The sequence below is a fragment of the Polaromonas sp. SP1 genome (assembly GCF_003711205.1).
In the GTDB taxonomy this organism is placed as follows: Bacteria; Pseudomonadota; Gammaproteobacteria; order Burkholderiales; family Burkholderiaceae_C; genus Polaromonas.
This window is the reverse complement of the sequence record NZ_CP031013.1, coordinates 207,315-228,853: the sequence shown is the minus strand read 5'-3', so window position 1 is coordinate 228,853 and position 21,539 is coordinate 207,315. Positions and strand designations below refer to the sequence as shown.

Annotated in this window: 20 protein-coding genes and 1 tRNA gene; 8 read left to right on the top strand and 13 right to left on the bottom strand. The window is 63.9% G+C overall.

Annotated elements, in window-relative coordinates:
- Positions 1-50: 50 nt before the first annotated feature.
- Complete coding sequence (locus tag DT070_RS01085) at positions 51-962, bottom strand: delta(1)-pyrroline-2-carboxylate reductase family protein (protein WP_122953741.1); 912 nt, start codon at positions 960-962, stop codon at positions 51-53.
- A 169-nt stretch (positions 963-1,131) separates the two neighbouring features.
- Between DT070_RS01085 and DT070_RS01080 the strand changes: the two genes are divergently transcribed.
- Together DT070_RS01080 and DT070_RS01075 are read left to right on the top strand one after the other, a co-directional pair.
- Positions 1,132-1,548, top strand: coding sequence for a hypothetical protein (locus tag DT070_RS01080; protein WP_122953740.1), 417 nt, complete (start codon positions 1,132-1,134; stop codon positions 1,546-1,548).
- A gap of 69 nt (positions 1,549-1,617) precedes the next feature.
- Positions 1,618-1,911, top strand: coding sequence for a hypothetical protein (locus tag DT070_RS01075; protein ID WP_122953739.1), 294 nt, complete (start codon positions 1,618-1,620; stop codon positions 1,909-1,911).
- On the opposite strand, the gene pcp is transcribed toward DT070_RS01075, so the two are convergent.
- Positions 1,904-2,569, bottom strand: a complete 666-nt coding sequence (pcp, locus tag DT070_RS01070; protein WP_206074060.1) for a pyroglutamyl-peptidase I — start codon at positions 2,567-2,569, stop codon at positions 1,904-1,906. The two genes, DT070_RS01075 and pcp, sit on opposite strands and share 8 nt — an antisense overlap.
- Before the next feature lie 76 nt (positions 2,570-2,645).
- Between pcp and DT070_RS01065 the strand changes: the two genes are divergently transcribed.
- Positions 2,646-3,497, top strand: a complete 852-nt coding sequence (locus tag DT070_RS01065) for a 2-keto-4-pentenoate hydratase (RefSeq protein ID WP_122957187.1) — start codon at positions 2,646-2,648, stop codon at positions 3,495-3,497.
- Between the two features lie 21 nt (positions 3,498-3,518).
- On the opposite strand, the gene DT070_RS01060 is transcribed toward DT070_RS01065, so the two are convergent.
- Entirely contained in the window at positions 3,519-4,196 is a 678-nt protein-coding gene (locus tag DT070_RS01060; RefSeq protein ID WP_228778615.1) for a DUF4136 domain-containing protein, read from the bottom strand.
- Between the two features lie 147 nt (positions 4,197-4,343).
- Between DT070_RS01060 and DT070_RS01055 the strand changes: the two genes are divergently transcribed.
- The 3 genes from DT070_RS01055 to DT070_RS01045 all read left to right on the top strand — a co-directional run bounded on the left by DT070_RS01055 (position 4,344) and on the right by DT070_RS01045 (position 8,060).
- On the top strand, positions 4,344-5,216 hold the full coding sequence (locus tag DT070_RS01055; protein ID WP_122957186.1) for a neutral zinc metallopeptidase: 873 nt from the start codon (positions 4,344-4,346) through the stop codon (positions 5,214-5,216).
- A gap of 330 nt (positions 5,217-5,546) precedes the next feature.
- Positions 5,547-6,998, top strand: a complete 1,452-nt coding sequence (locus DT070_RS01050; protein WP_122953737.1) for a DEAD/DEAH box helicase — start codon at positions 5,547-5,549, stop codon at positions 6,996-6,998.
- A gap of 93 nt (positions 6,999-7,091) precedes the next feature.
- A complete protein-coding gene (locus DT070_RS01045; protein ID WP_122953736.1) occupies positions 7,092-8,060 on the top strand; it encodes a YihY/virulence factor BrkB family protein in 969 nt (322 codons plus the stop codon).
- A gap of 2 nt (positions 8,061-8,062) precedes the next feature.
- Here the strand turns inward: DT070_RS01045 and DT070_RS01040 are convergent, their stop codons facing one another.
- Positions 8,063-8,932 carry a symmetrical bis(5'-nucleosyl)-tetraphosphatase gene (locus tag DT070_RS01040; protein WP_122953735.1) on the bottom strand — a complete coding sequence of 290 codons (870 nt, stop codon included), beginning with the start codon at positions 8,930-8,932 and terminating at the stop codon, positions 8,063-8,065.
- Positions 8,933-8,969: 37 nt separating this feature from the next.
- Here DT070_RS01040 and DT070_RS01035 point away from each other — a divergent pair, with 37 nt between their 5' ends.
- Positions 8,970-10,307 carry a hemolysin family protein gene (locus DT070_RS01035; protein ID WP_122953734.1) on the top strand — a complete coding sequence of 446 codons (1,338 nt, stop codon included), beginning with the start codon at positions 8,970-8,972 and terminating at the stop codon, positions 10,305-10,307.
- 187 nt (positions 10,308-10,494) lie between these two features.
- Entirely contained in the window at positions 10,495-11,340 is an 846-nt protein-coding gene (locus DT070_RS01030) for a DUF2726 domain-containing protein (RefSeq protein WP_122953733.1), read from the top strand.
- 150 nt (positions 11,341-11,490) lie between these two features.
- Here the strand turns inward: DT070_RS01030 and DT070_RS01025 are convergent, their stop codons facing one another.
- The 9 genes from DT070_RS01025 to DT070_RS00985 form a co-directional block, all read right to left on the bottom strand.
- Entirely contained in the window at positions 11,491-12,405 is a 915-nt protein-coding gene (locus DT070_RS01025; RefSeq protein WP_122953732.1) for an amino acid ABC transporter substrate-binding protein, read from the bottom strand.
- A 214-nt stretch (positions 12,406-12,619) separates the two neighbouring features.
- Complete coding sequence (locus tag DT070_RS01020) at positions 12,620-12,988, bottom strand: hypothetical protein (RefSeq protein ID WP_122953731.1); 369 nt, start codon at positions 12,986-12,988, stop codon at positions 12,620-12,622.
- Between the two features lie 44 nt (positions 12,989-13,032).
- Entirely contained in the window at positions 13,033-13,506 is a 474-nt protein-coding gene (locus DT070_RS01015; protein ID WP_122953730.1) for a hypothetical protein, read from the bottom strand.
- An 11-nt stretch (positions 13,507-13,517) separates the two neighbouring features.
- Entirely contained in the window at positions 13,518-15,872 is a 2,355-nt protein-coding gene (locus DT070_RS01010) for a filamentous hemagglutinin N-terminal domain-containing protein (protein WP_122953729.1), read from the bottom strand.
- A 20-nt stretch (positions 15,873-15,892) separates the two neighbouring features.
- Complete coding sequence (locus DT070_RS01005) at positions 15,893-17,503, bottom strand: ShlB/FhaC/HecB family hemolysin secretion/activation protein (RefSeq protein ID WP_122957185.1); 1,611 nt, start codon at positions 17,501-17,503, stop codon at positions 15,893-15,895.
- 484 nt (positions 17,504-17,987) lie between these two features.
- Positions 17,988-19,529: an ATP-binding protein gene (locus tag DT070_RS01000; RefSeq protein WP_122953728.1), complete on the bottom strand. Its 1,542-nt coding sequence runs from the start codon at positions 19,527-19,529 to the stop codon at positions 17,988-17,990.
- A 362-nt stretch (positions 19,530-19,891) separates the two neighbouring features.
- Positions 19,892-20,167 (bottom strand): hypothetical protein, encoded by a 276-nt coding sequence (locus DT070_RS00995; RefSeq protein ID WP_122953727.1) that lies wholly within the window; start codon positions 20,165-20,167, stop codon positions 19,892-19,894.
- 162 nt (positions 20,168-20,329) lie between these two features.
- Positions 20,330-20,405: transfer RNA gene (locus DT070_RS00990), tRNA-Thr, on the bottom strand.
- A gap of 23 nt (positions 20,406-20,428) precedes the next feature.
- Complete coding sequence (locus DT070_RS00985) at positions 20,429-21,436, bottom strand: class 1 fructose-bisphosphatase (protein WP_122953726.1); 1,008 nt, start codon at positions 21,434-21,436, stop codon at positions 20,429-20,431.
- Positions 21,437-21,539 lie beyond the last annotated feature (103 nt).

The window sequence follows — 21,539 nt, the reverse complement described above, 5'->3', positions numbered from 1 at the left end:
CAGCTTAGACCTTTTGCACGGCTTGCGCCTGCGCCGGGGTTGCGCCAGGTTCAGGGTGCGGCCAGCGCCGCGCGCGCCGCGGCCAGGTCCCAGCCCGCCCAACCGCAGCTTTTGAACAGCACCGGCCCGGCGGGTTTTTTCATGTCCTGGCGGATCACGTCGCCCAGCGTGGCGAAGCGGCTCACGTCGAGGCCGGCCTGCAGCAGGTCGCCGGCTTCGTGGCCGGCATCGGCCGTATCGACAAACACCGAGCCCTTGGCGGCGAAGTACTGGCACAGCGCGGCGCTCAGTTCCGTCATGGCGGGTGTGAAGGCGCCCACGGCGCTGATGAAGCCGTCCGGGCGCGGCATGGCGTTGAGCACTACCGCGCTGGCGGGCGTGCAGGTCACGGCCAGCGGGCAGTCGGCCAGCGCGGTGTCGGCGTCAAACACCATGCGGGCGCCCAAACCCAAAGCGTGCGCGTGATGAACCAGGGCTTGCGCGCTGGCCGCGCTGCGCGACGCAACCCGGAATTCGTGCACGCCGAGGCATTCTGCAAAGGCCTCCAGGTGCGCCAGGCCCTGCACACCGGCACCGACGATCAGCATCGGCCCCTGGGTGTTGGGCGCCAGCCGCTGCGCGGCCAGCAGCGAGACGGCGGCCGTACGGCGCGCGGTGACGGTGGGGCCGTCCAGCATCAGCCGGCGCTGGCCGGTGGCCACGTCAAACACGACCACATCGCCCTGAATGGTGGGCAGGCCGGTGCCCGCATTGGCGGGGGTGAAGGTGATGAGCTTGGTGATGGCGGTGCGGGCGTCCAGCGCGGGCATCACAAAGAGGCTGCCGCCGCCGGGCAGGGGCTGCACCACACGCGGCGGCGCCTGCACGGCGATGTCTTTGAGCAGCAGCGCCAGTTCGCTGACCAGCAGGGGGTAGGGCAGGCGGGCGGCCGTTTGGGCGGGGTTGAGCAGGGTGGGCGTCATGGGCGAATGGTAAGCCGGGTGGGTGGGCGTTGGGTGGGGCGGGGATGCCCGTCGTTACGCCGCGTAAAAAAATGAAAGGTTTTTATCCTACAAAGTGCCGGGAAAAGCGCTGGATGGAAACGGCCGGGGCCCGCCTCACGATGACACCAGATTCACCGCGAGGCCCACCATGTTCTCTGACCACCTGAAAAAAATCGACGAAACCCCTTACAAAACACTGCTCTGGGTCGCAGCCGGCCTGATGTTTGTGTGCCAACTGGTGGCCGTCGGATTCGTGGCGGACGGGCAAGTCACCAAAGCCAAGATTCGCGACTTCCAGCGCAAGTCTGAAATGCAGGCCATTGCGCAGTGCATGGACAACGCCGCGGGCGCCGCCCGCCAAAACTGCATCCAGCAGGCGCGCGTGGTGGCGGGTACTTCCTTGCCAACTGATGACTTCGATACGCCTAAGGCCCAGACGATGGCCAGTACATCGGATGATTCCAGCGGCATGATGGCCAGCAACTCAGCAAGCGCTACCGTCAGCAGCATGTTGCCCGCTCAGCCGGCGCAGGGCTTTATGTCCGCGTCGTTCAGCGTCCGCTGACCGTTTCCCTAACCGTTCCCCTCGGCAGCGGTGAGGTTCAGCGGCCGCTGCGGTTAGCATGTGGCCACGATGGACTCGCAACCCCTTTCCCCACTCTCACGTCTTTCGCGCCTTTACCAGCCGCGCAACCCCCTGTTCTGGCTGATGCTCGTGCTCAACGGGCTGTCGCCCTTGCTGTCGTGGGTGGTGCACAACCGGCCGCTGAATGCGGCGGCTGCCTTGCTGCTGACCTGCTTTGCGATCGGCAATGCGGTGCTGGGGATGTGGTTGGTGTGGCGGCTGTTGCAGGATGAACCGGCCGGCGCACAAGACGTCGCGCAAGGAAGCATCTCCCAAGAAAGCCCCTCCGACAAGCCTAGCTGACGGCGCCCGCGCCCTTTGAAATGTCGTGCCCGGTGGCCAGCGCCGTGGCCACCGCCAGGCGCAACCCCTTCACGATCTCCTCCAGCGGCATGCTGGGCGCGCCTTGCCCGGCCACCTGCTCCGGAACATAGGGCACATGGATGAAGCCGCCACGCGTGCGCTTGAAGCCGCGCTGCGTTTGCAGGGCGTGCATCAGCGCATAAAACACATGGTTGCAGACAAAGGTGCCCGCCGTTTGGGATACCTCGGCGGCGACACCGGCCGTTTGCAGGGCCTGCAGCATGGCCTTGATGGGCAGCGTGCTGAAGTAAGCCGCAGGACCCTCGGGCGCCACAGGCGTGTCGATGGGCTGCCCGCCGGCGTTGTCGGGAATGCGGGCATCGTTGACGTTGATGGCCACGCGCTCCAGCGAGATCGCGCTGCGCCCGCCGGCCTGGCCGACGCAGATGACCAGTGCCGGTTTGTGCAGTTTCAGCAGGCGCTTGAGTTCAATCGCCGACTCCCCAAAAACCGTGGGCAATTGCGCGGCGACGATACGGTGGCCGGCGATGCGTTTGCCGTGCAGCGCCTTCACGGCCATCCAGCTGGGATTCAGGGTCAGGCCGGCTGGGCCTACGTCGCCAAACGGGTCAAAACCGGTGAGGAGTACAGAGGGCAGGGCGGTGATGGACGGGCTTGCGGTCATGCCGGCATTGTGAAGGAGGTGCGTGGCCTTTTTGGCTACCATGGTCTTTATGAACACCCCAGCCTCTGCCTCAACTATTCCAGACCTCGTTGCCGACGTGACCCGCGCCCGCCTGCAGGCCCAGCCTTTGCCCTGGCCCAGCACCGTGCCGGCGGACGTGCCCATGGCCTACGCCACCGCACTCGCCGTGCGCGGGGCGCGCAGCGCTGGCGGGGAGCGCCCGGTAGGCTACAAAGTCGGCTTTACCAACCGCACTATCTGGCCGCGCTACGAGGTCTACGGCCCCATCTGGGGCACGGTATGGAACAGCACGCTGACGCAGATTGATGCCTCCGCGCCGAACGAAGGTGTGCTCGCGCTCAAGGGCCTGTGCGAGCCGCGCATCGAACCCGAGGTGGTGTTTGGCCTGCGCGAGGCGCCGCCGCCCGGATGCTCGCTGGCGCAGCTGGTGGCGGCGGTGGACTGGGTGGCGCACGGTTATGAAATCGTGCACACGCATTTCCCGGCCTGGAAGTTCACCGCCGCACAGGCGGTGGCCGACGGCGGCTTGCACGGCCTGTTGTTGGTGGGGCATCGCGTCAGGCTGGACGCCGGTGCCGCGCCCGAGGCGGTGATGGCGTCGTTGGCCGGTTTGCGCATCAAGCTGTATGGCGACGGCGTGCTGAAAGACCAAGGCACGGGGGCCAATGTGCTGGACGGCCCGGTGCAGGCGCTGCTGCATTTTGTGAACGAGTTGCGCGCTACACCGGGCGCGCCGGCTTTGCAGGCCGGTGATGTCATCACGACGGGAACGTTGACGGACGCCTGGCCGGTGGCGGCGGGGCAGACCTGGCACACGGAGATTGAAGCGAGCGGGCCGTTGGGTGGCGGACTCAAAGGCCTGAAGGTGCGCTTCGAGTAAGGGCGGCTCTAGGTCACAGGCTTACTTCTTGATCACCGCGCCGGTTTCGCTGTCGAACTTCACCACACGCACCTGGCCGTTCTGGCCGGGGAAGTCGTCAAACACGGCCCGCACCAGGTAGGGCACGACCAGCGGAAGCTCGCCCGTGCCGCCTTCAAAGACGGCACGTGACTCAAAGACCGTGCGCGGCGGTTTGCCGGGCGGCGTGTCTTTGGTGTCCATCATCCGCAGGCGCAGGTTGGTGGTGTAGACGGTCATGCTCACGGGCCGGTCGCCCACGTAACGCGGCCCGAAAGGGTCGGGCACCCAGCCGCCGCCGTAAAAGCGCCCCGCGGCATCGCGGTACGGCGGCACAAACACCATGTTGTCCTGGTAAATCGGCTGCAGCCAGGTTTTTTCTTCGCTGCGGCTCGTGGTGGCCACATCGACCTGCAGGCGCCCGGCCTGGCCGGCGGGGGCGCGCTGCAGGCCGCGTTTTTCCAGTTCGGCCTGCACATAACCTTCGTAGGTGGCTTGCTCCAGCTGGCGCGTGGTGTCCATGGGCGTGATGTAGCTGAAGGTGGCGCCCGCCGCGTCGGCCGGCCACTGGTTAAAGCTGGTCACGCGCGTGGTGATGGGGCTGGCGCAGGCGGTCAGCAGCGCGGCCACGCCCAGCGTAAGCCAGATGCGCGGGGACGGGAAAGACGGCAAGGAAGTCATAAAACCGTTCATGAAGGGTGGATACATCGGGGTTCAATTTTGTTCCTCGAATGGCGCCCTGCTCAAGTAAAGTCGGCGCATAAGCTGACAGCCGGGAGGGACTCTCCGGGGCACAGTCATGACCACTACACGGGAATGGAGAACACCATGAAATGGGAAGGCAACCGGGAATCGGACAACGTTGAAGACCGGCGCGACGGCGGCGGAGGCGGCGGATTCGGTTTTGGCGGCCGCAGCATCGGCATCGGCACCATCGTGATTGCGCTGGTCGGCGGCTGGATCTTCGGCATCAACCCGCTGACCATCCTGAGTTTGCTCAGCGGCGGCGGTGCGCCCGCCCAGGTGCAGCAGGGCCCGGCCCCCAAGCCGCCCGCCGACGACCGCATGGCCAAATTCGTGTCGACCGTGCTGGCCGACACGGAAGACGTCTGGACCGATGTGTTTACCAAAGGCGGGGCTACGTACCAAAAACCGCGGCTGGTGCTGTTTCGCGGTGCGACGCAAACCGCCTGCGGCCAGGGCCAGGCGGCCATGGGCCCGTTTTACTGCCCGGGCGACCAGAAGGTCTACATCGACCTGGGCTTTTACGAAACCCTGAAAAACCGGCTGGGCGCGCCGGGCGACTTTGCCCAGGCGTATGTGATCGCCCATGAGGTGGGCCACCATGTGCAGAACCTGCTGGGCATCAGCGGCAAGATGGACCAGATGCGCGGACGCGTCAGCAAGGCCGAATACAACGCGCTGAGCGTGCGGCTGGAGCTGCAGGCCGACTGCTTTGCCGGCGTGTGGGCCCACCATGCGCAAAACGCCCGCCAGATCCTGGAACAGGGCGATGTCGAGGAGGCCATGAACGCGGCGGCCAAAATCGGCGACGACGCCCTGCAGCGCGCCGGCGGCGGCGCGGTGGTGCCCGAGAGCTTTACCCACGGCACCAGCGCCCAGCGCCAGCGCTGGTTTGACACCGGCCTCAAAACCGGCACGGTCAAGTCCTGCGACACCTTCAGCGCCCGCAGCCTGTAGCCGGATTGATGGTCAAATCAGGCTCCAGCCCAATATCTGCCTTGGCTGATAGCTATTAAAGTCATAGCAAACCGGTCAACCCCGGCGACGCCGTCCCCGGCCCGGAATTGCCCCGGATGCGGGAATGGCCGGTAAAAACGGCCAATTCGCCCAAAGTGCGACAATAGAGGGCTAGGGAAGCGCTACAAAAGCCCTGCCACGGCCGGCCTGCCGCGCTCCCTTTCTTGCCAATGGTGCAGCGGTGCTGTTGGCTGCCAGCGCGCCGGTCCACGACTTCCGGTCCGCGCGCCCTTCGCAAGACAACCTGCAACGTACCGCCGAGCCTTCCTTATGACATCCAATTTTTCCAATCTTTCGCTGGCAGAACCGCTGGCCCGCGCCGTCGCCGAAATGGGCTACGAAACCATGACGCCCATCCAGGAACAGGCCATCCCGGTCGTTCTGCAAGGCAAAGACGTCATGGGCGCCGCGCAAACCGGCACCGGCAAGACCGCCGCTTTTGCGTTGCCGCTGCTGCAGCGCATGATGAAGCACGAAAACCCCTCGACCTCGCCCGCGCGCCACCCCGTGCGTGCGCTGGTGCTGCTGCCCACGCGTGAACTCGCCGTGCAGGTGGCCCAGCAGGTCGAGCTGTACGCCAAATACACCAACCTGCGCAGCACCGTGGTGTTCGGCGGCATGGACATGAAGCCGCAGACCGCCGAGCTCAAAAAAGGCGTCGAGGTGCTGGTGGCCACGCCCGGCCGCCTGCTGGACCATATTGAAGCGAAGAACGCGGTGCTCAACCAGGTCGAATACGTGGTGCTCGACGAAGCCGACCGCATGCTGGACATCGGCTTCCTGCCCGACCTGCAGCGCATCCTGAGCTACCTGCCCAAGCAGCGCATCACCTTGCTGTTCTCGGCCACCTTCTCGCCTGAAATCAAGAAGCTGGCCTCCAGCTACCTGCAGGACCCGGTGACGATCGAAGTGGCCCGCTCCAACGCCACGGCTTCCACCGTGGAGCAGCATTTCTACAGCGTGGGCGCCGACGACAAACGCCGCGCCCTGCACCAGATCCTCAAGGAACGCGGCATGAAGCAGGCGTTCGTCTTCGTCAACAGCAAGCTGGGCTGCGCGCGCCTGGCCCGTTCGCTGGAACGCGAAGGCCTGAAGACCGCCGCGCTGCATGGCGACAAGAGCCAGGACGAGCGACTCAAAGCCCTCGACGCCTTCAAAAAGGGCGAAGTCGATTTGCTGGTCTGCACCGACGTGGCCGCCCGCGGCCTGGACATCAAGGACGTGCCGGCGGTGTTCAACTTCGACGTGCCCTTCAACGCGGAAGATTACGTGCACCGCATCGGCCGCACCGGCCGCGCAGGCGCATCGGGCCTGGCCGTGAGCTTTGTCTCCAGCAGCGACCAGCGCCTCGTGGCCGACATTGAAAAGCTGATCAAGACCAAGATCGAGCTCGAACCCATCGAGTTTGAGGAAGACAGCCCCCGCATCAAGGAGCAGGGCCGCATCAACGACGGCCGCCGCATGTACCGCGATGCCGAAGACGGTGTCAGCCCGCGCGAGGCCCGCCAGCCCCGCGAACGCCGCGAGCACCTGCCGCACCGCCAGCCGGCTGCGCCGCGCGACCCGTTCTTCGACCAGCCTTACGAGCCGTCCGCAGCGCCCGATGCCCAGCCCGCCTGGGAAGCCGCCGCCAAGGCCACGCCCGCGCGCAGCAGCGTGTCGGCCAATATCAAGCCCAAGAAGAAAGTCGCGGCCCTGTTCAAGACCACCGTGAACACCTGACGGCTCTCATGCCCCCTGCCGTCGGCCAGCGCCTACGGCTGCTTGCGGGACTGTCCGGTGCAGCGCCCGCGGCGCGCCTCCTACGCTGTCTGAATGATGGCGAAATTTGACCCGAACCCCAAGCCTGCACCCGGTGCTTCGGCTTTAGGGCTTCTCGCCCTTTTTGACAAAACCCTGAAAATTTTCCGCCCCTTGTGGCGCGCCGTAGATCAATGGATCGACGCCGGCGGCATGCGCATGAGCGCGGCGATGTCCTTCTACGGCATCCTGAGCCTGGCGCCGCTGCTCGTCCTGCTGGTCGCCGTGCTGGGCTGGTGGCTGGACCGAAGCTACATCGAGACCAGCCTGGTCGACCAGATCCGCAGCGTGATCGGTGCGCAGGGCGCCCAGGTGGTGCAGCAGGCGCTGTCGAGTGCGCAAGAGCCCTCGGAGGGCATTGCGGCCTCGCTGTTTGCGTTTGTGTTGCTGCTGTTCGGCGCCACCGGCGTCTTTGCCGAGCTGCAAGATGCGTTTGAGCGGCTGTGGCGGCAAGGCAGCGGCGAGGTGCCGCAGCAAAAATGGTGGCACGGTGCCTCCGTGCGATTGCGCGGGGTCGCCTACATCCTGGCTTTCGGGTTCCTGCTGCTGGTCTCGCTGGCGATCTCGACCGTGCTGAGCCTGCTCTCGGGCTGGGCCGGCAGTTACTTGCCGATCGAGCAGGTCGCCTGGATCCTCAATGAGGTCATCTCTTTCTGCTTTTGTGTGATGTTGTTTGTGGCGCTCATGCGAATGAGTGTGGGTCCCAAGCCCGCTTTACGCTATCTGGTGCTGGGTTCAGCCGCGGGGGCCATCCTGTTTGCGGTCGGAAAGCACCTGATGGCCTTTTATCTCTCCACCGCTGCGGTGGTGTCGGCCTATGGCGCGGCAGGCTCGCTGGTGGTCATCCTGATGTGGATTTACTTTTCGTCAGCGGTGCTGTTGCTGGCAGCCAGTGTGGCCCGGGCATGGGCGGACGAAGCGAAAGCGTCGCGCAAGGCGGCTTTGCCCGAAGTGGCTGTGTCGACCGGTGTGACGGCGGCCTGAGCTTATTTGCCGGCTTTGCCGGGCTTGCCGGGTTTTTGCGCCTGCTCGCATTGCACGCTGATCAATTCAAACTCCCCCGCTTCTTCACCCAGCCGGGCCGCCGTGAGGCAGCCGCCCCACACGCAGCCGGTGTCCAGCGGCAAGGTGTTGTTTCGCAGAGTTGGCGTGCTGTTCTTGCCGCTGGCCAGTGTGGACCAATGGCCAAACGCCACGGGTGTGCCGAGCGTGGCACGGCCCGGCACATCAAACCAGGGCAGGTGACCTTCTGGCGCACTGCCGGGGCCGTCGGTGCTGCTGAAGTCCATGACGCCTTCGGGGGTGCAAAAGCGCAGGCGCGTGAGGGCATTGACGATGGTGCGCAGCCGGTCGGCCCCTTGCAGCTTGTCGCTCCAGTGGTCGGGCGTGTTGCCATACATCGCCTGCAAAAAATCCTTGAGATTGCCGCTGCGCAGCACCTGCTCGACTTCCGAGCCCAGCGCCACGGTTTGCGCGGCAGTCCACTGCGGCAGCACGCCCGCATGCACCATCAGCCAGCCATGCCGATGGATGACCATGGCGCGGTGGCGCAGCCAGTCCAGCAGCGCCTGGCTGTCTTTGGCCTCCAGGATGCCCTGCACGGTGTCGCTGCGGCCCGGCTTGCGCACGCCCTGCCACACGGCCAGCAGGTGCAGGTCGTGGTTGCCCAGCAGGCACTGCGCGGCGTCGCCCAGGGCCGAGAGGCTGTGCAGCACCTCCAGCGAGCCGGGGCCGCGATTGACAAGGTCGCCGAGGAGGTAAAGGGTGTCGCGGCTGGGGGAGAAATCGATCTTGTCGAGCAGCCGCTGAAAAGGTGCGTGGCAACCTTGCAGGTCGCCGATCAAGTAAAGTGACATGTGTTTATTTTGCGCCTGCCGCCCAGACTCTGAATCCATGGACTTTTTGCTGATTGCTTTCCTGACGCTGCTCAACGGCGTTTTTGCCATGTCGGAGATGGCACTGGCCTCCAGCCGCAAGGCCAGGCTCACGGCCATGGGAGAGTCGGGTGACAAAGGTGCGCAGGCGGCCCTGGGCCTGCTTGACAACCCCACGCAGTTTCTCTCTTCCGTGCAGGTGGGCATCACCTCCATCGGCATGCTCAACGGCATCATCGGCGAGGCGGCCTTCAGCAGCGGCCTGGCGGCCTGGATACAAACCTTCAACGTGCCGCCGCGCATCGCCGAGATTTCCGCCACCGCGCTGGTGGTGACCATCATCACCTTCATCACCATCGTCTTCGGTGAGCTGGTGCCCAAGCGCATCGGGCAGCTCTACCCCGAAACCGTGGCGCGCCTGGTCTCGCGCCCCATGATGTGGGTGGCCACCGGCGCCAAGCCCTTTGTGCGTCTGCTGTCCCTCAGCACACTGGCGGTGCTGAAACTGCTGCGCATCGACAACAGCGCCGGCCGCGCGGTGACGGAAGAAGAAATCGCCGCCAGCCTGGAAGAAGGTGTGGACGCCGGCCTGATCGAGGAGCACGAGCACCAGATGGTGCAAAACGTGTTCCTGCTCGACGACCGGCTGCTCACCTCGCTGATGCTGCCGCGCTCTGATATTGAGTGGCTGGACGCCTCCGACACGGTAGCCCAGGCCATCGACAAGGCCGGCGCCACGGGCCATTCGTGGTACCCGGTATGCCGCGGCAGCCTCGATGACGTGGTGGGCGTGGTCAACGTCGCCAAGCTGCTGGCACTGCGCGGCAAGATCCAGCCCGTGCCTTCGGGTGAAGATGCGGACGCCGTGCCTTCGGTGGCCGACCGCATTGGCGCTTATGCGGTGCCCGCCGTCTTTGTGCCGGAAACGCTCACCGGCATGGAGTTGCTCGAGCAGTTCCGCGCCCGCTCGACACGCATCGTGTTTGTGGTCGACGAATATGGCGTGGTGCAGGGCCTGATGACGCCCATGGACATGCTCGAAGCCATCACCGGCGAGTTGCAGCCCGGCGCCCAGGTCGATGCCTGGGCCACCGAACGCGAAGACGGCAGCTGGCTGATCGACGGCGTCATGCCCGTGGCCGAACTCAAGGCCCGCCTGGACATCAAGGAGCTGCCTGAAGAAGGCAAGGGACGCTACAACACCGTGGCCGGTTTGCTGCAAAGCGTTTCGGGCCGTTTGCTGAAAGCGGCCGAGCATGTTGAATGCGCCGGCTGGCGCTTTGAGGTGCTGGACCTGGACGGCAAACGCATCGACAAGGTGCTGGCCAGTCCTGTGCCCGACGCCGCTGAGTTGTAACTTTTCGCTTACTCCTTTGGCCGTGCGAACGGTGCTTCGCTGATCGCCACGCGCTTCCACGTGACTTAAGTCGCAGTTTGCATTGAGGAAAGCCGGCTTTTGAGACCTGGCTACAACACTTCAATTCGTAAACGGTTGTAACCTCTTGGGTGCTGTGTATAAACTCGAAGAAAAAAGCAGGGCACCCATGTTTGATGTTTTTGTGTTGGGCCTGACCGCCACGGCGGTGTCGGGATTGGCGGCGGGAGCGGCTTGCCATCACGGCTGGCTGGCGCGCGCTGCGCGCAAGAAAAGGCGTATTCCGGCGCAATGGCATCTTCAGGCGAGACCTTTGCTGCTCGGCAGCGAGCAGGAAGTCTGGCACTGGTTGCAGCGCGCCTTTTTCGACCACCACGTGCTGGTCAAGATTCCCGTCATCCGTTTTGTCTCGCCGCGCAATGAGGCCGAAGGCCAGCGTTCCTTTGAACTGCTCAAAAGCGTGTATTGCACTTTCACGGTCTGCGCCGCAGATGGCACCGTGATCGGCTGCCTGGACGTGCCCGGCCCGCAGGGCCTGCGGGCCAGCAACCGCGACTTGAAGCGAAAGCTGTTTGACGAATGCGGCATCGCTTATGCGGTGGTGCGCGACAGCAACCTGCCCACGCTGGAAGACGTGCGCGCCGCCTTCCTCGGCGAAATTGATTTGTCGGACGACGAAGAGGGCGCACCCGCCGTGCTGGGCCAGCCGCCGCTGGCCATGCCCGAGTCTGAAGCCGACGACGTGGCCACCGTGCCCGACACCATGCGCGCGGCAGACGGTGCCACCCTGGTCGCCGATGCGCAGCATGTCGACATGACCGCGATGGCCGCCGCCCGCAGCAGCCTGCAGGCCAAGCTCGAACGCAACCGCAAAATCCGCTTTACCAACTTCGACCCGCTCAGCACGGGCTCGGGCATCGTCCACGACGACGGTGAGCACCATTTCGCGGTGCAGTGGGAAGACTCGTTCATCAACCCCGAAGAGCCCCAGGCGCCCAAAGGCACCAAGACCTGATTCGCCCTAAACCGCTTGAGGCCTTTTCATCACGCCAAGCCATTCGCGTAGTGCGGCCTGAGCGGGCCATTGCTATAAAAACAGTAGCACAAAGCCCAAGTGGTTATTGGGCTGGAGCCCGATTTGATATCGAACCGGCTCTGCCTTTGCTCAGTTGGCTTTGGCGGCGTCCATCACCGCCTTCATCTCCGCGGGCATTGCCGTTGCCAGGGGTTTGCCGCCGGGTTTGAGCGGCTTGAGAAACCATTGTTCGTACCAGCCCTGCGCCGCACCGCTGCGCATGAACTCCTTGATGGAGGCGTTCACCAATTCACCCATGGCTGCGTCCCCTTTGCGATACGCGATGGCGATAGGTTCGACCGACAGGCGCTCCGGCAGGATGCTGTAGTTGCCGGCGTCGGGCAGGTCGGCCAATTGCGCGGCCAGCGCAACGCCATCGCGCGCATACCCCGCGGCCCAACCCAGTTGCAATTGGCCCAGAGCCGCATCGGCGTTGACGGCCTTGGCATATTGCCATTGCAGCGCATTGGATTTGGCATAGCGGTCCAGCGCGGCAACGACAGTGCTGCCATCAATCCCCACGATGCTTTTTCCCCGCAATTGGCCGAGCGTGCTGATCATGTCCTTGGTGCGCACCGCGACCTGGATCCCGTCGATAAAGATGGGTGTGGAGAAATCCATGCGCGTGCGGCGCTCAGGCGTGTCGGTCACGTTCTCGCACAGCAGGTCCACACTGCCTTCAGACAGCAAGCGTGTGCGGGCGTCCACATAGGTTTCGACATACCGTACCGGCAGGTTTTTGTTGCCGGCAGCCTGGCGCAGCCGCTCGATGATCGGCTTGCAGAATTCGATGCTGTAGCCCAGCGGCTTTTCCGGTGTCTGGTGAAACGAGAAGGGCGCGGAGTTTGCGCGGTAGCCCACGTTGATCTGGCCGCGGCTTTTGATTTTCTCCAGCGTGGCCTGGGCGTGTGCCCATTGCGGCGCGGTAAGCGCCAGTACCGCGAGTGCGGCCGGCAACAGGCGCGCTTGGAAAGCGAAAGAGCGATTCAGAAAACCAGTCTTCATGAGAACCTCCCGTTGTTCAGGCTGATTCTTGGGTAAAAGGCTTCAATAAGCAACGGCCCAAGGGGAGGGCTTCCCCGGTACGACCAAGGTACTCATTGGCCTGCCGTCCATGCCTGCGGTAGGCATAAAAAAGCCCCTGCTCTTTGCGAGCCAGGGGCTTTGATGGGTGGCGGTGTTGAATCGGGTACCCGCCTTTGGCCGCGGAATCCGTGATTTAGCGCACTTCGCAATCCACCGCATTGGATTTGGGAGCGGTCGACGTGCCGGAGACAGGGGGCGGCGCACTGAACGCCGGTGGCAGGGTGAACTGCAGGCCGGGATTTTTCGGCACGACGACAGGCGCCTGGAACGGCGCGGCTGTATAGCCGAACTGGCCCGCCGCGAAATTCTGGGTGCCGCCCTTGTTGGTGACGTTGATCAGGCCGTCTATCACCTGCACATACAGCCCCGGCGGCAACGGCGGCGGGGTGCCGCCAGGCTTGGTTGTGATGCCTGTGGGGAGCGGGATGTTGAGCTGAGCCAGCGCGGAGGTGGAGGCCAGTGCGGCCAGCAAGGCCAGCGAGACCGAAGTGAGTTTGTTCATGGGGTTTCCTGCGATGTTGGGTTGGAGGGATGGCTCAAGCGGGCTCAAGGCTGCCTGAGGGAAACCTCCATGCTGGCGCTGCCCTGCAGGTTGCCTGCGGGCGTGGTGATCACGGTGGCGTTGGCGCTGCGTTTGCCCAGGGCGCCGGCCGTGCTGCTGAAGCCGCCTTGCGTCAGCTCCAGCTCCACCTTGTCGAGCTCGGGCTTGTCGGCGTCGTAGCTGTAGCGCGTCAGCACCAGCAGCGACTCGGGCCGCAGCACGATGGCGGCGCCGTCTACAAACTCCAGGCGGCCGAAGGTGTTGCGGCTGGTGGTGACGGTATCGCCCTGGCGCAGCGGCGAGTTTTCGGCCAGCACGCGGGTGCGGCCCTCGGCGCTTTTGGCCACCATCACGCCGGAGACTTTGGTAACGGTGCCGACCACCTGCGCTTGTACCTGTGCCTGTGCAAGCGGGCTCAGCACCAGCAGCGCGAGTGCCAATGCGGGTAGCAGCGGCTTGAAAAATATTGGCAGCTTCATGTCATGCGCCTTTAGTTGCAATACATTTTTTTGGCCGGCTCGTTTTTGGCGACGGTCGTTTTGGTCTCCGTCGACTTGTCGTCTTTTTTCGCGTCCGACTTGCTGTCGTCCGGTGTCGAAGTGGTGGATGCCGGGCCACCGGATCCGCCGGATGACGTGCTGCTGCTGCTAGTGCTGCTATTGCCGCTGCTGCCGCTGTTGTCCGCCGCGGGGATGGAGGCCGGCATGGCGGCGACCTTCTCAGGCGTGAAGTCATCCGGCAGCGGTGAATCCATGGGCTTGCTGGGTGTCACGGTTTTGATGACGTTGTTAAGTGCCTGCTGAACCAGACGGATCGGGACCGAGGCGGTCGGCGGCGACAGCACCTGGCAGAGCGCTGAGGTCGGCGCGATCGTGCAGATGTCCGGCGAGGGGGCTGGCGTCGGTGTGACGACCGGCGGCCTTGCCGTGATGCGGGAAACGGTGGTGCCCGCGCCCGGGTAGCTGACATGCAGGCTCGCCTGGAAGGCGGCCGTTGACTGCTGGGGCGCATCAATGGTGCTGAAACTGCCGGTGCTGCCCACCGTTTGCGCGGTCACCACATCGAAGGTTGAGTCCAGGGGCGGCACAAAGCCGGCCACCGCGCGGATGCTGAGCCTGCCGTTCAGGCTGGCCGTGCCGTCGACGGCCAGCTGGTCAAAGCCGTCCGTCGCCTGCAATTCGACGTTGAGCCCGCCGGTGCTGCCTTGTGTGTAGTTGCCCTGTACGGTCAACCGGCCGGTGGCCCCGGCTCCGCCGACCGTCACATTGCCGTTGTTCGACAGCGCACCCGTCACGGTGCCGGCGCCGGACAGCGTGCCGCCGGCCAGCACATTGACGGCGGCGGCGTTGAGGATGGAGCCGGCCAGGAGCGTCGTCGTGCCGCCGGCGATGTTGAGCGTGCCGTTGCCGTTGCCTTCGCTTTGCGAGACCCTGAGCAGGCCGCCGTTCAGTGCGAGGTTGGCATTGAGCTGCACCGCGTGGTCGTCCAGCGGGTAGTCGCTCTGGTAGTTGCTGTTCAGGGTCAGGTTGAGCTTGTTCGAGGTGCTGGTGATGGGCGCGTTGATGATGATGTTGTTGTTGGCCCGCAAGGTCAGCGCCGCATCGGCGCCCGCGGTCTTGCTGATGGCGGCAGACACGGTGATGTCGCCGTGCGCCAGGTCCACGGCGGGGTTGCCCCGGCCCGTGGTGATGGTCACATTGATGCCGTTGTCCAGCGCATTGGTGATGGTGCCCGCGCTGATGTGGGCGCCGGTCTCATTCGACGTGATGACGTTTTCGCCCGTGGTGCCGGCGTCCGGCCCGGCCGCCACGATTTCGATGTTGAAGGGGTCGATGTGCCATTCGCCGCCCTGGCCGACGGTCGGCGCCTTGACGACATCCAGAGAGCGTTTGCCGGAGGTGTCGACATAACCGCCGCGGCCTGCGCTGCCTGTGGCCGACACCTCGCCATCGATGGACGCGGCGTTTTCGGCAATCAGGACGACATGGCCGCCTGTCGTGCCGTTGGCGCTGATGTTCGACGTGGCCGAGGTTTTGATGTCGCCGGAAGCGCGAAGGAAAATCCTGCCGCCTTCGCGCACCGCGCTGGAGGCGTTGATGGTGCCGCTGTTGCTCACCAGGCCGGCGGCCAGGCCTATGCGCCCGGCTTCGGCCGTGATCTGGCCCAAGTTCCGGGCTTCACCCGGTGTGCCGGTGATAGCCACGGAAACGCCGGGTGTCGCGGTGTCGACCAGTTGCACGGTTTGCCCGGCCGCCAGCAGCACCTCGCCCTGCGGTGCGTTCAGGCTGCCACTGTTGGCGACGTTGGCGCCCACCAAATAGATGCTGCCGCCGCTGGCCGCGTTGATCGTGCCTTCGTTGCGCACATCGCCCGGCGTGCCCGCGCCTTTGAAGTTCAGGCGGCCGGCCAGGAAATCACTGTCGCTGACGTTGAGCGAACTCGCGATGAAACGCGCCACGTCGATGCGCGCGCCGGGGCCCACCATGATGCCGGCCTGGTTGATCAGCCACAGGGCGCCGTCGGCCCGGATCTGCCCCTGGATCAGCGACGGGTCGCCGCCGGTAACGCGGGCCAGCAGGGCGGCCGAGCTGTTGAGCTGGCGGATGTCGACCAGTGCGCCGGAGCCGACGTTGAAGCTCGCGAAGTTGGCAATCGCCTGCTGGCTGGTCTGGTTGATGTTCAGCGTGTTGCCGTTTTGCGTGATGGTCGCGGCGCCCGAGGTGACGTTCCATCCCGTGGGCAGGGCGTTGGCGGGCAAGCCCTGTGCAAAGGACTGCGCGCCGCACGCCAGCAGCAGGGCGCTGGCCAGCAACGAAAGGCGAAGGGGGCGGGAATGCAGGTGCATGGGGGTCTACCTTGTGTTCTTCAGAACGCCAGCGAAGCGCTCAGGTGGGCATTCCAGTCGCCCCGCTTTTCCGTGACCGAGGTGCCCGCGTTGTTCACGCGCGCCAGGTCCACATTCAGGCTGAAGTCGCGGCTCAGGACATAACGCAGGCCTGCGCCCATGCTTGAGATCGTCATGCTGCTGGGCACACCGCTGTTGCCCACCTTGTTGTTGCTGCCGTGGCCCGCGTCAATGAAAAACACGGCACGCAACTGGCCGGGCACGCCCAGGCTGGCGGAAAGCTCCGGCGTATAGAGCTCGGCGTTGGCCACGATGCCGCTGTCGGCTGCCACGGCGCGCTCCTGGAAACCGCGCACCAGCGTCGAGCCGGCCAGGCCGAATTGCTCGCTCGAGACCAGCGGCGTATCAGTGTATTGCGCGCTGCCGGCCAGGCGGCCCTGCCAGCCGTTGGCAAAGGCCTTGAACACCGAGGCCGTGCCGCGCGCGGCCATGAAGCCGTCACGGCTGGCGCGGTTGCCCGGCGTCAGGTAGGAATAACGGTCGGTGCGGCCGTCCACATTGGTGTAGCGCTCGCCGCTGGGCAGGTTGCGCGACAGGCCGATGCTGTAGCCCGAAATCTGGTCCACGCCCTCGCTCTGGCTGCTGTAGGTGATGCTGAGCGGCGTGGTGGTGTAAGGCACGCAGGAGGCGATGGGCGGTGTGGGCGGTGCGATGCTGACCGTGACGCCACCGATGATGCAGCGCGAATCGATCAGCTTGTGGTCCAGGCCCAGCACCAGCTTGGCGGTGCTTTCGCCGCGGCGGCCCAGGAAGTGGTTCCAGCGCAGGCCGTAGATGTCGCCCTTGCCCGTAAAGCCCAGCAGCCCGCCCAGCACGGGCGAGGTCGACGGCGAATTGACGCTGGACTTGCCGTAAATGAAGTCGATGCTGTCGCCAAACGCGTACAGCGGGATGCGGTAGCCGGCCGAATAGACCCGCAGGTTCACCCCGGCGGGGCTGTCGGGCGAGGTACTGTAAGCCAGCGTCCCCACCTGGTCGCGGTTGAACAGGTTCGCGTGTTGCAAGGCGATGCCGGTGCGCCAGCGGCCGCTGGAGGGCGCACCCGTGTTGTCCAGCGTGGTGATGATGCGCAGCGGCTTGTTGTCGGTGACCAGCACCTTGGCGTCGATGGTGCCGGGCTTGTCGCCCTCGGCCAGCGTGACGGCGACCTGTTTGGCCGGACTTTCATTGGCCAGCTGGATGGATTCGGAAATCGCGCCCAGGCTGGGCGTGCGCCCCACCTGCAGCCGCACCAGGCTGGCGCGGATATTGGCTTCGTCGAAATGCTCGTTGCCGCTGATGGTGATCGAGGAAATGACGCTTTCGCGGACCAGAAGCCTGACGGCGCCGCCGGCCAGTTCCTGCTCGGGCACCGAGACCAGCACCGTGGTGTAGCCGGCCTTGCGATAGCCTTCCTGCAAGGCCTCAACGGCAAGCTGGATATCGGCAAACGTGCGTTTTGGGCCGGCAGCGGGCGCAACCAGGCGCTCCACTTCGGCCGCTGGCAGCAGCGTATTGCCTTCAACCTGGAAGCGCGTGATGTCGAAATGCTCGTCGGCCGCTATCGCCGCTGCGGCAGCTACGGCAAGCATGCCGGTCAGCCCGCAACGGGCCAGGTATCTGATCAAACGGCTTTGTCTCATTTGTTCTTCGTCCACTGGAGGCGGCGGGCTGAACAAATGACTTGGAAAAACGAGCTCTCAAAGGGCTCTGTTCAGTGCTTGGCCTATCGTAACAGGGTGTAAACAAAAGCATGCATTCTGCCGGTGCCTTTACGTATCGCGGGCCCGTTGTGGAACCGTTTTGTTGTCGCGCAGCCGCAGTTTCGCGGAAATGGGAAATGGGAATTGGGAAATGGGAAATGGGAAGGTGGAATGATTCGGGGAAATGAGAAAGCCCTGTTTCTTGCGAAACTGGGGCTTCAATTGGTGCTGGAGAGATGAGTCGAACCGGCAAGTGATCAATCCACGCTAAGCGACACGCTGTAGCGCGCCAATTTTTCCGGTGAGTTGCCAGTCCCGAAAAGCTGTTGGCGAGAAGTGCTGCGAACCTGCGGCGGATCTGGCTGGGGCGGGTTCAGGCTTTTGGGTGCTCCAATGTGAAATAGAAGGTCGCGCCTTCGCCGGGCGCGGATTCGGCCCAGACCCGTCCGCCGTGGCTGGTGACGATGCGGCGCACGTTCGCCAGGCCCATTCCAGTGCCTGTGAACTCGGTCTGCTCATGCAACCGGACAAAGGAGCCAAACAGTTGCTGGGCGCTGCCCATGTCGAATCCCGCGCCTTTGTCGCGCACGAAATAAACCGTCTCGCCCTCAGGCCCGGGCTGGCTGCCGACAGTGATGTCCGTCACCGGATTTTTCGCGCTGAATTTCCACGCATTGCCCAGCAGGTTTTCCATCAGCAGGCGAAGCAGCCGGGGGTCTCCCCAAGCCGGCAGCGGCTGCTGCACGTACATGCGCAGGTCGCGGCCGGGCTGCTGTTCGCGGTGCCCCTCCAGCACGCCAAGGGCGATGGCGCCAAGGTCGACGGCTTCCCGCTGCAGGCTCTTGCGCGACACCTGTGCGAGCGACAGCAGCGCATCGGTCATTTCGTTCATTTGCTTCACGCCGGACACGATGCGCTCAAGATACAGTTTTGCGCGTTCGCCAGCGTCCGGAGGCAAAGACTTCGCAAGCAGTCCGCTGAAGCCTCCTATTGTGGTCAGAGGCGTGCGCAGGTCGTGCGCAACCGAATAGGAAAACGCCTCCATCTCCCGGTTGGCGGCTTCGAGTTGCGCCGTGCGCTGGCGCACCCGGTCCTCCAACTGCGCATTGAGGCGAAGTATTTCCTCCCGCGCCTCGCGCCTGTTGCTCACGTCCTGGAAATAGACGGTGAGACCCTGGTCGGACGGATAGGCCCGAACGTCGAACCAGCACTGCAGCGGGGGATAGAAGGACTCGAACTGCACAGCCGTGCGGGTGGCGATGGCCTGCCTGTATTCGATTTCGAACTGACTTCCCAGGGCGGGCGGAAATTCGATCCAAATGTTTTTCCCCAACAGTTCCTTGCGGGAGCGTTGCAGGACTCTCTCAGCCTCACGGTTGACGTACGTGAAGTGCCAGTCGCGGTCCAGCGTGAAGAAGGCGTCGGTGATGCTCTCGAGGGTATTGATCAGGCGCTCTATCAGCCGCCGGCTTTGCTCGTGCGCCTCTTTGCGCTCCGTGATGTCCTGGAATGCGCCCTGGATGAGCCGGACGGCGCCGGTGTCGTCGCGCTCGGCCTCGCCGATGGCGCGCACCCAGGAGCATTTGCCCGTTGCGGCTATGAGTTGGGCCTCGATGTCAAACGGCGTGCCGTCACGTATACATGCCAGTACGGCGGCGCGCATGCCGTCCCGGTGTTCGGGTATGTAAAAAGCCAGGCCGTCGTCCATGGGGGGGGGCTTCCCCGGCGGCAGGCCATGGATGGCGAACACCTCATCGGACCAGCCGATCTCGCCGCTTTTGGCGTCCACAGTCCATCCCCCAAGCTGGCCGATGCGGCTGGCGATTTTCAGAAGCACCTGATTGCGATGCAACTCCTGCACGGCCAACCTGGCGTCGGCAATGTCCTGCAGCGGTGTTTGCGTGGGTGTAGGCAAGGCGCGGACTTCTTTGTTTTAGTGGGTCTTCGAGGGGCGCTGTACCCATTAGGGACCGACAAGCAGGAAAGTCAAGCCGGACAATCCCGCCTTTGTGTCGTGCAGCGCGCGGCGTGTCGGACCGTGCATGCAGTACCGACTGCCGCCGGACTATCCTGTCAACGTAAAAAACCTCCACAGGGGGAGGTTCATTGGGGGAGCTTCCGTCCTGGACAACACCGAGATGCGAATCAGTCAGAACTTGCCCACATGTATGTGAGCACAAGGCTGGCCAACGTAAATATGCCAGCCGAACTCAATGCAATTATTTCTTGCTGGCTAACTGCAAGTCCAAAAGAAAACATTGGCAGGATGGCCAACAGTCAACACGCGCAGATTAGGCCGCCGGAGAATGCAATGGCAACTGCCAGGCCTTGGTTGCGGCCTTCTGACTGAATCCGGGCAAATTTAATCAGTCCGCCCATGAAGGAGACCCAAAACATGATGGCGGAAGCTATAACTAAATCCCATCTCTGCATAGATGAGAGTTTTTCCAGATTGCCACTTGCAACGGTGAGGACCAGATACGCTACGCCGGAAACATTTGCGACGAATGCCAAGATGTCGGAGTTGGCCTTTTTCCCAGAAGGATCACTCATGAATACCCTCGTGTTGTTTTGTTTTTTTTTGATGCGACACGAGGGCCCAGAAAGCAAAAAGCCCTCAATTGAGGGCTTGTGCTTGAGTGAAAACCAACTGTCATCAATATTGACATCAGTTGTTTTCAGTTAGTAACCACTATCGCGTTTTACCGCGGTAAATGGTGCCGGAGAGATGAATCGAACACCCGACCTTCTCATTACGAATGAGCTGCTCTACCGACTGAGCTACACCGGCTTATTCTGAAATACAGCCCGCGATTATAGCCCGGAGTGGTAGGAGGTCACCCGTTCGACCTCATTTTTGGAGCCAAGCATCACGCTGACGCGTTCGTGCAGCTTGGTGGGCTGCAGATCGAGGATGCGCTGTTTGCCGTTGGTGGCGGCGCCGCCGGCCTGCTCGATGAGCCAGCTCATGGGGTTGGCTTCGTACATCAGGCGGAGTTTGCCGGCCTTTTCGGGCTCGCGCTTGTCCCAGGGATACATGAAGATGCCGCCGCGGCAGAGGATGCGGTGCACGTCGCCCACCATGGAGGCGACCCAGCGCATGTTGAAGTCCTTGCCGAGCGGGCCTTCCTGGCCCTGCAGGCATTCGTCAATGTAGCGCTTGACCGGTGGGGCCCAGTGTCGCATGTTGCTCATGTTGATGGCGAACTCTTTGGTGTCGGCCGGGATCTTCACGTCCTCGTCGGTCAGGAAGAACGAGCCCTGCTCGCGGTCCAGCGTGAACATGGCCACGCCGTCGCCCACCGTCAGCACCAGGGTGGTTTGCGAGCCGTAGATGCAATAGCCTGCCGCCACCTGCTTGTTGCCGGGTTGCAGGAAGTCTTTTTCTTCCACACCGGCGTGGCCTTCGGGCTTTTTGAGCACGCTGAAGATGGTGCCGATGCTGGCGTTGATGTCGATGTTGCTGGAGCCGTCGAGGGGGTCAAACAGCAACAGGTATTCGCCTTGTGGGTAACGGTTGGGCACCACATAGATGCTGTCCATTTCTTCCGAAGCCATTGCTGCCAGGTGGCCGCCCCATTCGTTGGCCTCGATCAGCACCTCGTTGGCGATGATGTCGAGCTTTTTTTGCACTTCGCCCTGCACATTCTCGCTGCCGGCCGTGCCCAGAACGCCGCCCAGCGCGCCCTTGTTGACGGCCTGGCTGATGCTTTTGCAGGCACGGGCCACCACTTCGAGCAGCAGGCGCAACTGCGACGGGATGTGCCCGTCCATGCGCTGTTTTTCCACAAGGTAGCGGGTGAGGGATATCTTGGTTGCCATGGTTACTCCGTAAATGGAAACAATGAGAGAAGCGGCCGCCGCGCCGGGCCGCCCCAAGCAAGGCCAGCCCCCTCGGGGGGCAGCGTAGTACACGCAGTGACAA